Here is a 13,018-nt window from a genome sequence, read left to right as displayed (position 1 = left end):
TTGATCTCCGTCGGTCAGGACGGCTCCCCGGCGGGGTCGGCCGGCCCACCGTCGGGGGTGACCGGATCGCGCGGGTCGGCGTCGCTGCGGATGTCGATCTTCCAGCCGGTGAGCCGGGCGGCGAGACGGGCGTTCTGCCCCTCCTTGCCGATCGCCAGCGACAGCTGGAAGTCCGGCACGACGACGCGGGCGATCCGGGCGCGCTCGTCGAGCACGGTCACCGAGACCACCTTCGACGGCGAGAGCGCGTTGCCGACGAACTCGGCCGGGTCCTCGGACCAGTCGATGATGTCGATCTTCTCGCCGGCCAGCTCGCCCATCACGCCGCGCACCCGGGCACCCATCGGGCCGATGCAGGCGCCCTTGGCGTTGAGCCCGGAGCGGGTCGAGCGCACCGCGATCTTGGAGCGGAACCCGGCCTCACGGGCCACCGAGACGATCTCGACGGAGCCGTCGACGAGCTCGGGCACCTCGAGGGCGAACAGCTTGCGCACCAGGTTCGGGTGGGTCCGGGAGAGCGTGATCGAGGTGCCCCGCGGGCCGCGGTTCACGCCGATGACGAAGCAGCGGATCCGGTCGCCGTGCTTGTAGACCTCGCCGGGCACCTGCTCGGCGGCGGGCAGCACGGCCTCGGTGCCACCGGAGAGCTCGACCACGACGACGCCGCGGGCGTTGGCGCGCGCGTCGCGCTGCACGATGCCCGCGACGACCTCGCCCTCCTTGGTGGAGAACTCGCCGTAGGTGCGCTCGTGCTCGGCGTCGCGCAGCCGCTGCAGGATGACCTGGCGGGCGGTGGTCGCCGCGATCCGGCCGAAGCCCTCGGGGGTGTCGTCGAACTCCGGGCCGGGGGTGCCGTCCTCGGAGGCGTCGGCCGCGTCGCGGACCATGACCCGCACCACACCGGTCTTGCGGTCGATGTCGACGCGGGCGTCCGGGTGGTGGCCGTCGGTGTGCCGGTAGGCGGTGAGCAGCGCCGTCTCGATGGCCGAGAGGACCGTCTCGAACGGGATCTCCTTGTCCCGCTCGATCGCGCGCAGCGCGGGGATGTCGACGTTCACCGGTTCTCCTCGTCGCGGACGGTCTCGACGGCGCCGCCGTCATGGGTCGTGGGGGCCCCGTCGGCCCCGTCGGTGCTGCCGGACAGCGCGTCCGGGTCGAGCAGTGCGGTCTCGGCGGGCGGGGCGGGCTTGAACTCGACCTGCACCTGGGCGTGGCGGATGTCCGCGAGCGGGATGTCCCGCCGTTCCGGCGCCTTCCGGCCGGGGACCGCGACGGCGACCGTGTCGCCGTCGAGCCGGCCGACCCGGGCCTCGACGACGGTGCCGTCGGTCAGGGTGATCCGCGCCAGGCGCAGGTAGGCCCGCCGCCAGTGCCGGGGCTCGGTGAGCGGCCGGTCGATCCCGGGCGAGGTCACCTCGAGCGTGTACGAGCCCTCGATGAGGTGCTCGTGCGGGTCCAGCTCCGCGGCCGCGGAGCGGCTGAGCCGGGCGATGACGTCGAGGTCGATGCCGGTCGCGGGCGAGGACTCGGGCAGGTCGACGACGAGCTTGACCGAGTGCCGTCGCCCGGCGGTGCGGACCTCCACGGCGTCGATCTCCAGCCCGGCCCCGTGGACCACCGGCTCGAGCACGCCGCGCAGCTGGTCTGCCAGCTGTGCGGGGTCCGGACTGCGCATCGGGTGACTCTCCTCGTGTCAGGGTGCCCGCCGTGGTGGTGACCGGTCGGCGGGGCTTCGGGTGGGCGTCGATCGTGGTGCCGCGACCGCCGGTGGGCGGGCACGTCGGACGCTTGCGGACGGCATACGACAGCGGCGCCGCACACCGCGACGCGTCCGGACGGGACCGGACGGTGCCGGTGACGGTGGGGACGGCCGACGAGCCTAGCGCGTCGGCCCGGCGGGCCGCCGGTCGGTGGCCCGTCGGTGGGCGGTCGTCCGCGGCCCGGGCGGGCACGGTCGGTGCCGGGCGGCCCGGCACGTGCTGGCAGCATGACCCGACGTGAACGACCGCGAGCCATCCGTGTCGCCCCGGGTGTCCCCGGCCGGGCCGCCGCCGTCGGTGACCCCGTCGCCGGTGACCGGCCGCGGCGGTGTCCGCCCGACGCGGCGCCAGGTGCTGGTGACCGCGGCCGCGGTGGCCGCGATGGTGCCGCTGGCGGGCTGCTCGAGCGCGACGACGCGCACCGAGGACGCCTCCGACGCCCTGCTCGCGCTCGCCGACGCCGCCCGGTCCGACGCCGCGCTGATCGTCGCCGCGGTGACCGGCGACCCGTCGCTCGCGGGCCGGCTGGAGCCGCTGCGCGCGGCCCGGATGGAGCACGCCGCCGCGCTGGACCAGGCGGGCGGGCGCACCCCGGGCCAGATCGCCGCCCCCGCGACACCGCCGTCGGGTGACCTCGCCGCGGTGCGCGACGCCGTCGCCGGGTCGGCCCGCAGCGCGGGCGAGGTCGTCCCCCGCGCCTCGGCGCTGCAGGTGGGCCTGGTCGCCGAGGTCGCCGCCTGCTGCGCCACCTACGCGGCCGTCCTGACCGGGGCGCCGGCGTGAGCGCGGGTCCGCGGCCGCGGCAGGAGTCCGACGACGAGCCGCAGGTCCCCCAGGTCACCGTCGAGGCACTGCAGCGGGCACTCGCCTGCGAGCACGCGGCGCTGTGGGCGTACAAGATGGCGCTCGCGTTCATCCCCCCGGAGTGGGCGACCCGGGCCCGCGGGGACATCGAGGCCCACACCACCCTGCGCGGCCAGATCACCCAGACCCTGTCCGACATCGGGCAGCGGCCGGTCTCGGCGCAGCCGGCGTACGCGGCCCCGCAGCCCGTCGTCGACGGGGTGTCGGCCGGGGCGCTGCTGGTGTCGGCCGAGACCGACGCGATCGCCGCCTGGCGGTCGGTGACCGAGCGGTCGTCGTCGGTCCCGCTGCGCGAGGCCGGGCTGAAGGCGATGGTCGAGTGCACCGGCCGGCTCGCGTACTGGCGCGGGGTCACCGAGCGGTCCCCCGTCGTGCCGGTGTTCCCCGGTCGCAGCTGAGGGGTCGCGGCGCTCAGCGGAGCGCCGCGGCGGCCGCCTCGACGTCGTCGGGGGTGGTCGACAGGTGGAACGCCAGCCGGGCGGCCCCGTCGCGCACGGCGGCGGTGATCCCGGCCGCGGCCAGCCGGTCGGCTGCCCCCTCGGCGCGCACCGACACGATGGCCGACCCGGCGGGCGGCATCCCGAGCCGCTCGCGCAGGGTGTCGGCGAGACCGACGCAGTGCGCGCGCAGGCCGTCGGCGTCGAGTGAGGCCAGCCAGGGCAGCGTCACCGCGGCGCCGGCGTGGGCGAACCAGACCGGGGCCTCCTCGCCGCCGGCCGGTCCGGGCCGCGCGGGCGGGTCCGGCGTGTAGAGCCCGCCGCCCCAGCGGTCCCGGGTGCCGTACCAGCCCGCGGAGTGCGGGGCGGGCTCCGGCCAGCGCGACCCGGCGGACGGCCCGTCCACCCAGGACGGACGCCGGGCCAGCCAGGCGGTGCCGCGCGGCGCGAGCAGCCACTTGTACCCGGACCCGACGACGGCGTCGGCGTCGTGCAGGCGCAGCGGGAGCCACCCGGCGGCCTGGGTGACGTCGAACAGCAGCCGCACGCCGCTGCGGGCGCGGGCGGCGAGCAGCGCGTCGACGTCGGCGATCGCGCCGTCGGCGGACTGCACCACCGACACCGCGACGAGGTCGTGCTCACCGGCGTGGGCCGCCAGCTCCGGGAGCGGCATCTCGGTCACCCGGACCCCGCGGTGGGCCTGCACCGCGAACGGCCGGGTCACCGAGGAGAACTCGCCGCGGGCGACGAGCACGCGGGTGCCGTCGGGCACCGACGCGGCGAGCGGACCGATCAGGCCGGAGGTCGTGGCGCCCTGCGCGACGTCGGCGACCGGCACCCCGGTGATCGCGGCGAACCCGGCGCGGGCCGCCTCGACGTCGTCGTCGAAGTCCTTCGGCGAGGCCGCGCCGACCGCCCACCGCGCCACGACGTCGGCGACCACCGCCGACGCCCGGAGGGGCGGGATGCCGATGCTCGCGGTGTTCAGGTAGCCGGGCCGGTGTGGCAGTTCCCACCCGGCGAAGGTGACCGTGTCGTCCACGCTGCCCGAGCGTAGTGAGCGTCCTAGTGTCGGGGGCGTGCACAGCGAGCTGATCGAGATCCGGACCGGTTCCGAGGAGACCGTCGTGGACCTGACGCACCGGATCGAACGCTTCCTGTCCGACTGCGGTGCCGGCGACGGCCTGCTCAACGTCTTCGTGCCGCACGCGACGGCCGGGATCGCCGTCATCGAGACCGGCGCGGGCAGCGACTCCGACCTGCTCGAGCAGCTGCGCGAGCTGCTCCCCGCCGACGACCGGTGGCAGCACCGGCACGGCAGCTCCGGGCACGGGCGCGACCACGTGCTGCCCGCGTTCGTGCCGCCGTCGACGACGGTGCCGGTGATCGACGGCCGCCCCGCGCTGGGGACCTGGCAGTCGATCTGCCTGGTCGACACCAACATCGACAACCCGACGCGGTCGGTGCGGCTGACGCTGCTGCCGGGCTGAGCCCCGCCGCACGCCCCGGACCGCCGGGCGACCGCGGTCGGCCGCCCGCCGGACACCGCACCGGGGTCGCGCGACACCGCCGTACGCTGCGCCGGTGACCTCCGGCCGGACGACGACGACGACCGACCGCCCGGCTCCCGCGACACCGTCGCGCCCGGGCGACCCCTCCCCCGGCTCCGGGCGACGGCTGCGTCCCGCGCTGGCCGCCGCCGTCGCCGTGCTGGTCGTGGCCGGCGCGGTGGCCGGGCTCGGCGGCATCCGCCCGGACTCCACCACGTCCACCCCGGCCGGACCGGCCGCCCCCGCACCGGCCCCGGCCGCGGAGCCCGCCGCGTTCGCCGTCACGCCCCCGCCGGGGTGGACGGCCCCGACCGCCGGCGCGCCCGCCCTGGACGTGTTCGGGGTGCCGTTCGCCCGGCTCGCCGAGGCGCCGCCGTTCGCCGCGGGCGACTGCCCCGTCGGCGCCGCACCGCGCGGGGTCGCCGCGGCCGCACTCGTCGCCGTCCCGGCCGGGACGACGGTCGAGCAGGCCGCGCAGGCGTTCGCCCGCGGCGCCGGGGAGTCGGCCTACGCCGGCTCCGCACCGCAGGTGGCGGTCGGGCCGCCCGGGCCGCGTCCGGGCAGCGGTGAGCCGGGGACGTGGGTCGAGGCCACGGTCCGCACCGACGGCACCGCGTCGGGCGCCGGCGGGTGCCGCGCCACCGACGGCGCGGTCGGGGTGCTGGCGGTCCCCCGCACCCAGGCCCGGGACGGGTCGGTCGGCGTCGCGATGCTGGTCGTCGCCGCGGACGCGGGCGGCGGTCCGGGCGACGCGGTCCCCCGCTCGGCCCTCACCGACCTCGCCGCCTCGGCGGTCCGCCCCGGCTGACCCCGGAACGCACGGAGCGGGCACCTCCGGCGAGGGACCCGCCCGTGCGGTGGCGGTGCGGCTCAGGCCCCGCGGACGATCCCCGCGACGAGCTCGGCGGCACCGGCGCGGTCGATCTCGCTCCGCTCGCCGGTGGCGCGGTCCTTGAGCTCCAGCTTCCCGTCGGCGAGCCCCCGCCCGACGACGACGATCGTCGGGACCCCGATCAGCTCGGCGTCGGCGAACTTCACGCCGGGGCTGGCCTTGCGGTCGTCGAGGACGACCGACAGGCCACGGGCCTCCAGCTCGGCGGCGACGGCCTCGCCGCCCTCCAGCAGCTCCGCGGACTTGCCCGCGACGACGACGTGCACGTCGAACGGCGAGACCGAGCGCGGCCACACGAGGCCGGAGCCGTCGTGGGACTGCTCGGCGACCGCGGCGACCAGCCGGGACACCCCGATGCCGTACGAGCCCATCGTGATCCGGACCGGCTTGGAGTCCGGGCCCAGCGCGTCGAGGGAGAAGGCGTCGGCGTACTTGCGGCCGAGCTGGAAGATGTGCCCGATCTCGATGCCGCGGGCGGCCTCCAGCACGCCGGTGCCGTCCGGCGACGGGTCCCCGGCGCGCACCTCGGCGGCCTCGATCGTGCCGTCCGGGGTGAAGTCCCGGCCCGCGACGAGGTCGACGACGTGGTGGTCGGACTTGTCCGCGCCGGTGACCCAGGCGGTGCCGGTGACGATCCGGGGGTCGACCAGGAAGCGGACGCCGTTCGCGGCGAGCGCGCCCGGGCCGATGTAGCCCTTCACGAGGAACGCGTTGCGCGCGAAGTCGGCCTCGTCGAGGAGCTCGACCTGGGCCGGCTCCAGCGCGGCCTCGAGGCGCTTCATGTCGACCTCGCGGTCGCCGGGGACGCCGATGCCCAGCAGCTCCCACTCGGCCGCACCCGGCTGCCGCGTCTTGACCAGCACGTTCTTCAGCGTGTCGGCCGCGGTGAAGGTGCGCTCGGTGTGCGCGTTGAGGAAGTCGACCAGCGACTCGATGGTCGGGGTGTCCGGGGTGTGGTGCACCTGCGCCGCGGGCAGCCCGTCGAGCGGGATCGCCGGGGGCGCGGGCGTGGTGACGGCCTCGACGTTCGCCGCGTAGCCGCCGGGACCGCGGACGAAGGTGTCCTCACCGGTCTCGGACTCGGCGAGGAACTCCTCCGACGCCGAGCCGCCCATCGCGCCCGAGGTGGCCGCGACGACGACGTAGCGCAGCCCGAGCCGGTCGAAGATCCGCACGTAGGCGTCGCGGTGCTTGCGGTAGGACTCGGACAGGCCCTCGTCGGTCAGGTCGAACGAGTACGAGTCCTTCATGAGGAACTCGCGGCCGCGCAGGATGCCCGCGCGGGGCCGCTCCTCGTCGCGGTACTTGTTCTGGATCTGGTAGAGGATGACCGGGTAGTCCTTGTACGACGAGTACTCGCCCTTGACCGCGAGGGTGAACAGCTCCTCGTGGGTCGGGCCGAGCAGGTAGTCACCGCCCTTGCGGTCCTTCAGGCGGAACAGGTTCGGGCCGTACTCGGTCCACCGGTTCGTCGCCTCGTAGGGCTCGCGCGGCAGCAGCGCCGGGAACTGGATCTCCTGGCCGCCCATGGCGTCCATCTCCTCGCGCACCACGTTCTCGATGCGGCGGAGCACCTTGAGACCGAGCGGGAGCCAGGAGTACACGCCCGGGGCCACGCGACGGACATAACCGGCGCGGACCAGCAGCTTGTGGCTGGGTACCTCCGCGTCGGCCGGGTCCTCACGCAGGGTGCGCAGGAACAGCGACGACATCCGGGTCAACACCTGGAGAAGAGTAGCGAGGCACACCGACAGGTCTCATCCCGGTTCCGGGCGGGCAGACTCGGGGCATGGGAGACGAACAGCACGAGCTGCTCGCTGGGGCATGCCAGGGCGTCCTCGCGACGATCAAGCGCAGTGGCATGCCCCAGCTGTCGCCGGTGACGCCGTACTACGACCGCGCGGCCGGCACGGTGCAGGTGTCGATGACCGAGGGGCGGGCCAAGACCGCGAACCTGCGGCGGGACCCGCGGGCGGCGCTGTCGGTGGAGAGCGCCGACGGCCGCTCCTGGGCGACGGCCGAGGGGCCGGTGGAGCTGGTCGGCCCCGACGACTCCCCCGACGGCCCCGCCGTGCAGGCGCTGGTCGACTGGTACCGCGCCGCGGCCGGGGAGCACCCGGACTGGGACGAGTACCGCGAGGTCATGGTCCGGGACCGGCGGGTGCTGATGACGATGCGGGTGCAGCGCGTCTACGGGGAGAACCTGGGCTGACGGCGGTCCGGCCGGGGCCGCGCCCGGTGGCGCGGCCCTGACGGATCAGACCGCCTCGTCGAGCAGCTCGGCCAGCAGCCGGGCCACCGTCGGCGTCTCCACCAGGAACCCGTCGTGCCCGTACGGCGAGTCGATCACCTTGAGCGGGTCGGCGCCGGGGATGCCGTCGGCCAGCTCCTGCTGCTCGGCGAGCGGGTAGAGCCGGTCGGAGGTGACCCCGGCGACGTAGGTCCTGGCCCGGACCCGCGACAGCGCCGACGCCACCCCGCCCCGGTCGCGGCCCACGTCGTGGTGGTTCATCGCCTGGGTCAGCCGCACGTAGGACGCGGCGTCGAAGCGGTGCACCAGCTTGTGCGCGTGGTGGTCCAGGTAGGACTCCACGGCGTAGCGGCCGCCGTCGAGGGGGTCCTCTCCCGACTGCGGGTCACGGCCGAACCGGGTCGCCAGCTCGAAGCCCGACCGGTACGACAGGTGCGCGATCCGCCGCGCGACGCCCAGCCCGCGCCAGGGCCCCTCGGGCGTGTCGTGGTAGTCGCCGCCGTGCCAGTGCGGGTCGGAGGTGATGGCCTGGATCTGCGGGCTCGCCCAGCCGATCTGGTCCGCCGACGACGCCGCGGGCCCGGCGAGCAGGAACAGCCGCCGTACCCGGTCGGGCTCGGTGGCCGCCCACTCCAGGGACCGCATGGACCCCATCGAGCCGCCGATCACGCAGGCGAACGCGTCGATGCCGAGCGCGTCGGCCAGGTACTGCTCGGCGACGACCGTGTCCCGCACGGTGACCGTCGGGAACCGGCTGCCCCAGGTCCGCCCGTCCGGCGCGCGGGACGCCGGACCGGTGCTGCCCTGGCAGCCGCCGACCGCGTTCGGCGCGACGACGAACCAGCGGGCCGGGTCCAGCGGGCCGCCCGGCTCGATCAGCCCGGGCCACCAGCCGGACGTCGGGTGCCCGGGGCCGGCCGGGCCCTCCAGGTGCGCGTCGCCGGTGAGGGCGTGCAGGACGAGGACGGCGTTGGAGCCGTCCGGTGCGAGCTCGCCCCATGTCTCGTAGGCCAGGCGCACGCCCGGCAGCTCCCCGCCGGCCGCCAGCTTCAGCGGCGCGGGCAGGTCGAGGAAGTGGCGGCGGCCGGGGTCGTCTCCCTCCCGCCAGGCGCCGCTGGCGGGAGGGAGCTCGATGTCGTTCACGGACACCAGGTAATCAGATCCGCTCTCAGGCGCCCTTCGCGGCGCGGAACCCGGCGTCCAGGTCGGCCTTGAGGTCCTCGATGCCCTCGAGGCCCACCGACAGCCGGACCAGGCCCGGGGTCACACCGGAGGCGAGCTGCTCCTCCGCGGAGAGCTGGCTGTGCGTGGTGGACGCCGGGTGGATGACCAGGCTGCGGACGTCGCCGATGTTGGCGAGGTGGCTGTGCAGCTCGAGGGCGTTGACGAACTTCTTGCCCGCCTCGATGCCGCCCTGCAGCTCGAACGCCACGATCGCGCCGCCGCCCTTGGGCAGGTACTTCTGCTGGAGGGCGTGCCACGGGCTGGACGGGAGACCGGCGTAGTGGACCTTCTCCACCTCGTCGCGGGCCTCCAGCCACTCGGCCAGCGCCTGGGCGTTCTGGTTGTGCCGGTCCATCCGCAGCGACAGCGTCTCGATGCCCTGGATGATCAGGAACGCGTTCTGCGGGGAGATCGCCGGGCCGAGGTCGCGCAGCAGCTGCACACGGGCCTTGATGATGTAGGCGATCGGGCCGACGGCGTCGGTGAACACCGCGCCGTGGTAGCTCGGGTCCGGGCTGGTCAGGCCGGGGAACCTGTCCTTGTTCGCGACCCAGTCGAACTTCCCGGAGTCGACGATGATGCCGCCGACCGAGGTGCCGTGACCGCCGAGGAACTTGGTCAGGGACTCGACGACGATGTCGGCGCCGTGCTCGATCGGCCGCACCAGGTACGGGGTCGGGACGGTGTTGTCGACGATCAGCGGGACCCCGGCGTCGTGCGCGACACCGGCGACGGCGGCGATGTCGAGGATGTTGCCGCGCGGGTTGCCCAGCGTCTCGCCGTAGAGGGCCTTGGTGTTCGGCCGGATCGCGGCCTTCCACTCCTCCAGGTCGTCGGGGTCCTCCACGAAGGTGACCTCGATGCCCATCTTCGGGAAGGTGTAGTGGAACTGGTTGTAGGTGCCGCCGTAGAGCGAGGCGCTGGAGACGATGTGGTCCCCGGCCTCGGCGATGTTCTGGACCGCGAGCGCCTGCGCGGCCTGCCCGGACGCGACGGCCAGGGCCGCGGCCCCGCCCTCCAGTGCGGCGACGCGCTGCTCCAGCACGTCCTGGGTGGGGTTCATGATCCGCGTGTAGATGTTGCCGAACTCGGCGAGCCCGAACAGGTTCGCGGCGTGGTCGGTGTCGCGGAAGACGTAGGACGTCGTCTGGTAGATCGGCGTGGCCCGGGCGTTCGTGGTCGGGTCGGGTGCGGCGCCGGCGTGCACCTGCTTGGTCTCGAACGACCAGTTGGCGGTGGTGTCGGGGTCGGTCACGGTGGGACTCCTCTTCGGGTCGACCGCCGGGTGTGAGCGTGCCGAGGCGGGCCGGGCCCGGGTCGGTCGATCGCGGCGGCTAATGGGCTGTGGCGGGGCGGACGCGTACGTGGGCCCTCGGACGAGCGCGGGTCAGCGGCAGGGGCGACAGGCCGCGCTCGTGATCCGCATGCAGTCGACGTGGATGCGCGCCACCAGGCAGGTCACGGGCCCGAACCTAGTGCGGTCCCCCGGCGGGCACAACGGGCGCGCGCGGCGATCACTACTCTGATGCGCCGTGCTCGTCCTGCTGCCGCCCTCGGAGACCAAGCGTGACGGCGGCGACGGCCCGCCGCTCGACCTCGCCGCGCTCTCCCACGACGCCGACCTCGGCCCCGTCCGCACGGACCTGTGCGACGAGCTCGTCGCGCTGGCCGGCGACCGTCCGGCCGCGCGCGCCGCGCTCGGGGTGTCGCAGCGCCAGGACGCCGAGATCGACCGCAACGCCGCGCTGCGCACGAACCCGACGCTGCCCGCGCTGGACCGCTACACCGGGGTCCTCTACGACGCCCTCGACGCCGGCTCCTTCACCCGCGCCACCCGGGACCGGGCCCGGTCCCGGCTCGCGGTGTGCTCGGCCCTGTTCGGGCTGCTCGGGGCCGACGACCCGATCCCGCCCTACCGGCTCTCGGCGGGATCCAGGCTGCCCGGCTCGGGCACGCTGGCCGCGCGCTGGCGCCCGACGCTCGACCCGCTGCTGGCCCGCATCGCCGACGGCGAGCTCGTCGTCGACCTCCGCTCCGGCGGCTACGCCGCGCTCGGCACGGTCCCCGGCGCGGTGACGGTGAACGTGCTGGCCCAGCGCCCGGACGGGAGCCGGTCGGTCGTCAGCCACCACAACAAGTCGCACAAGGGCGGCCTGGCCCGGCTGCTGGCGACCTCCCGGGCCGAGCCCGCCGACGCCGGCGCGGTGGCCCGGATCGCGCGGCGGGCGGGGCACCTCGTCGAGCGCGACGGCGACCACCTGGATCTCGTCATCCCGGCCTGAACCCGCGCACCGAGTCGGACATACGGCATGATCCGGGCATGGTCGAGCAGCTGAACCTGTGGGTCGACGCCCTGCACCCGGTGTGGCAGTTCCTGGCGGTGTTCGTGATCGGTGTGGTGCCGTTCCTGGAGTCCTACACGGGCACGCTGGTCGGGACGATCACCGGCATGCCGGTGCTCCTCGCCGCCGCCGGGGCGATCGCGGGCAACGTGCTGGCCCTGGTCGTCGCGGTGCGACTGGGCGACCGGGCCCGGCGGGGACTCGGCCGCCGCGCGTCGCGGCCGCCGTCGGAGCGGCGGCAGAAGGTGATCGCCCGGGTGGACCGCTACGGCGTCCCGGTCGCGTCGCTGCTCGCCCCGACCCTGATGGCCATCTCGCTGACCGCGTTCGGGATGGTCGCGGCGGGACTGGACCGGCGGCAGGTCGTGATCTGGCAGGTCGTGGCCGTCGTGGTGTGGGCGGCGCTGTTCGCCGCGATCGGGCTCGGCGCACTCAGCGCCTTCGGCTGAGCGCAGGGCCCGCGCGGCGCGGAAAACCGGTGGCGGGCCGGGACGGCGTCCGGCAGGGTCGCCACCGGCCGGAGGGACCGGTGGCGCGGCAGGGCTGCGCGGTGCGAGCGGGGAGGTGCGTACCGATGGCCGTCCGTCGTGTCCGGGTGCGCAGCGCGTGCCCGCCCGCACCGTCCCCGTCGCGCGGCACGACCGGTCCCTGAGGACCGGCTCCGCGCGGCGCTCCCCGCCGCCTCCGGAGCCGCACGTGTACTCCTCCGACCGTCCCGATCCCGTCCGCCGTCGCCGCCGTTTCGACGACGACGAGCCCCGCCCCCGTCCCGGCCGCGCCGACACCGCCGCGCTCGCCCTGGACGGCCGGGCCGGGCACGACCCCGACACCGCCGAGGTCCCCGGCGGTGGTGACCGCTGGTCCACCTGGCCCGAGCTGCCCGCCGGTGCCCGTGGCCCGCACCCCCGCCCCGGCTGGCTGGTGACCGACGCCGGCGCCGTCGACCACGAGCGCGGGGTGCTCAAGACCGGCAAGGAGGCCGACGTGCACCTCGTCGAACGCGGTCTCCCCGGCCGTGACGGGGTGCTGCTCGCCGCCAAGCGATACCGCGACCCCGCGCACCGCATGTTCCACCGCGACGCCGGCTACCTGGAGGGGCGCCGCGTCCGGCGCTCCCGGGAGACACGGGCGATGGCGCAGCGCACCGCGCTGGGCCGCGACCTCATCGCCGGGCAGTGGGCGGCGGCCGAGTTCGCCGCACTCGCCCGGCTGCACTCCGCGGGCGCCCCGGTGCCCTACCCGGTGTCGGTCGACGGGACCGAGGTCCTGCTGGAGTTCCTCGGTACCCCCGACGGGCGCGCCGCACCCCGGCTCGCCGCGCTGCGCCCGGACGCGGGCGCGCTGACCGCGCTGTGGCACGACCTCGTCGACGCCCTCGGCGTGCTCGCCGACCTCGGCTGGGCGCACGGCGACCTGTCGGCCTACAACGTGCTCGTCCACCACGGCCGGGCGGTGCTGATCGACCTGCCGCAGGTCGTCGACGTCGTCGGGAACCCGCAGGGACCGGAGTTCCTGGACCGTGACGTCCGACGCATCGGCGAGTGGTTCGTCGCCCGCGGGCTGGACCCCGCCGCACCCGGGCGACTCCTCGCCGAGCTGCGGGAACGCGCTCTGCTGGGCTGACCCGGCCCGCCGCTCCCCCGGGGCGCGACGCGGCGTCACGCGTCGCGTCCCGGCGGCCCGGCACCGGGGAGCACG

General features: G+C 75.6%; 14 protein-coding genes. 8 read left to right on the top strand and 6 right to left on the bottom strand.

Annotated elements, in window-relative coordinates; genetic code table 11:
* Nucleotides 1-14: 14 nt before the first annotated feature.
* Nucleotides 15-1,058, bottom strand: a complete 1,044-nt coding sequence (gene nusA / locus KPL57_RS40950) for a transcription termination factor NusA (RefSeq protein ID WP_226355803.1) — start codon at nucleotides 1,056-1,058, stop codon at nucleotides 15-17.
* Nucleotides 1,055-1,675, bottom strand: coding sequence for a ribosome maturation factor RimP (rimP, locus tag KPL57_RS40945; RefSeq protein ID WP_226355802.1), 621 nt, complete (start codon nucleotides 1,673-1,675; stop codon nucleotides 1,055-1,057). Before rimP ends, nusA begins: the two co-directional genes overlap by 4 nt.
* A 322-nt stretch (nucleotides 1,676-1,997) precedes the next feature.
* Between rimP and KPL57_RS40940 the strand changes: the two genes are divergently transcribed.
* Entirely contained in the window at nucleotides 1,998-2,543 is a 546-nt protein-coding gene (locus KPL57_RS40940) for a hypothetical protein (protein ID WP_226355801.1), read from the top strand.
* Nucleotides 2,540-3,022 carry a ferritin-like domain-containing protein gene (locus KPL57_RS40935; protein WP_226355800.1) on the top strand — a complete coding sequence of 161 codons (483 nt, stop codon included), beginning with the start codon at nucleotides 2,540-2,542 and terminating at the stop codon, nucleotides 3,020-3,022. Before KPL57_RS40940 ends, KPL57_RS40935 begins: the two co-directional genes overlap by 4 nt.
* A 13-nt stretch (nucleotides 3,023-3,035) precedes the next feature.
* Here the strand turns inward: KPL57_RS40935 and KPL57_RS40930 are convergent, their stop codons facing one another.
* Nucleotides 3,036-4,103, bottom strand: coding sequence for an aminotransferase class V-fold PLP-dependent enzyme (locus tag KPL57_RS40930; protein ID WP_226355799.1), 1,068 nt, complete (start codon nucleotides 4,101-4,103; stop codon nucleotides 3,036-3,038).
* A gap of 37 nt (nucleotides 4,104-4,140) precedes the next feature.
* Between KPL57_RS40930 and KPL57_RS40925 the strand changes: the two genes are divergently transcribed.
* Together KPL57_RS40925 and KPL57_RS40920 are read left to right on the top strand one after the other, a co-directional pair.
* Nucleotides 4,141-4,551: a secondary thiamine-phosphate synthase enzyme YjbQ gene (locus tag KPL57_RS40925; protein WP_226355798.1), complete on the top strand. Its 411-nt coding sequence runs from the start codon at nucleotides 4,141-4,143 to the stop codon at nucleotides 4,549-4,551.
* A gap of 94 nt (nucleotides 4,552-4,645) precedes the next feature.
* Complete coding sequence (locus KPL57_RS40920; RefSeq protein ID WP_226355797.1) at nucleotides 4,646-5,419, top strand: hypothetical protein; 774 nt, start codon at nucleotides 4,646-4,648, stop codon at nucleotides 5,417-5,419.
* Between the two features lie 62 nt (nucleotides 5,420-5,481).
* Here KPL57_RS40920 and KPL57_RS40915 read toward each other — a convergent pair whose 3' ends face one another.
* Nucleotides 5,482-7,227 carry a proline--tRNA ligase gene (locus KPL57_RS40915; protein WP_226355796.1) on the bottom strand — a complete coding sequence of 582 codons (1,746 nt, stop codon included), beginning with the start codon at nucleotides 7,225-7,227 and terminating at the stop codon, nucleotides 5,482-5,484.
* A 65-nt stretch (nucleotides 7,228-7,292) separates the two neighbouring features.
* On the opposite strand from KPL57_RS40915, the gene KPL57_RS40910 reads away from it, so the two are divergent.
* Nucleotides 7,293-7,715, top strand: a complete 423-nt coding sequence (locus KPL57_RS40910; RefSeq protein WP_226355795.1) for a PPOX class F420-dependent oxidoreductase — start codon at nucleotides 7,293-7,295, stop codon at nucleotides 7,713-7,715.
* 45 nt (nucleotides 7,716-7,760) lie between these two features.
* On the opposite strand, the gene KPL57_RS40905 is transcribed toward KPL57_RS40910, so the two are convergent.
* On the bottom strand, nucleotides 7,761-8,897 hold the full coding sequence (locus KPL57_RS40905; protein WP_226356682.1) for a homoserine O-acetyltransferase: 1,137 nt from the start codon (nucleotides 8,895-8,897) through the stop codon (nucleotides 7,761-7,763).
* Nucleotides 8,898-8,922: 25 nt separating this feature from the next.
* Nucleotides 8,923-10,233 (bottom strand): bifunctional o-acetylhomoserine/o-acetylserine sulfhydrylase, encoded by a 1,311-nt coding sequence (locus KPL57_RS40900; RefSeq protein ID WP_226355794.1) that lies wholly within the window; start codon nucleotides 10,231-10,233, stop codon nucleotides 8,923-8,925.
* A 277-nt stretch (nucleotides 10,234-10,510) separates the two neighbouring features.
* Here KPL57_RS40900 and yaaA point away from each other — a divergent pair, with 277 nt between their 5' ends.
* From yaaA to KPL57_RS40885, 3 genes are all read left to right on the top strand, one after another.
* Nucleotides 10,511-11,260 (top strand): peroxide stress protein YaaA, encoded by a 750-nt coding sequence (gene yaaA, locus KPL57_RS40895; RefSeq protein ID WP_226355793.1) that lies wholly within the window; start codon nucleotides 10,511-10,513, stop codon nucleotides 11,258-11,260.
* Nucleotides 11,261-11,298: 38 nt separating this feature from the next.
* The gene (locus tag KPL57_RS40890; protein ID WP_226355792.1) at nucleotides 11,299-11,769 is read left to right on the top strand and encodes a hypothetical protein; all 471 of its coding nucleotides are present in this window, start codon (nucleotides 11,299-11,301) and stop codon (nucleotides 11,767-11,769) included.
* Nucleotides 11,770-12,016: 247 nt separating this feature from the next.
* Entirely contained in the window at nucleotides 12,017-12,943 is a 927-nt protein-coding gene (locus KPL57_RS40885) for an RIO1 family regulatory kinase/ATPase (protein WP_226355791.1), read from the top strand.
* Nucleotides 12,944-13,018 lie beyond the last annotated feature (75 nt).

The sequence above is a fragment of the Pseudonocardia sp. ICBG601 genome, from assembly GCF_020496245.1.
This window is presented reverse-complemented; position numbering and strand designations above follow the sequence as displayed.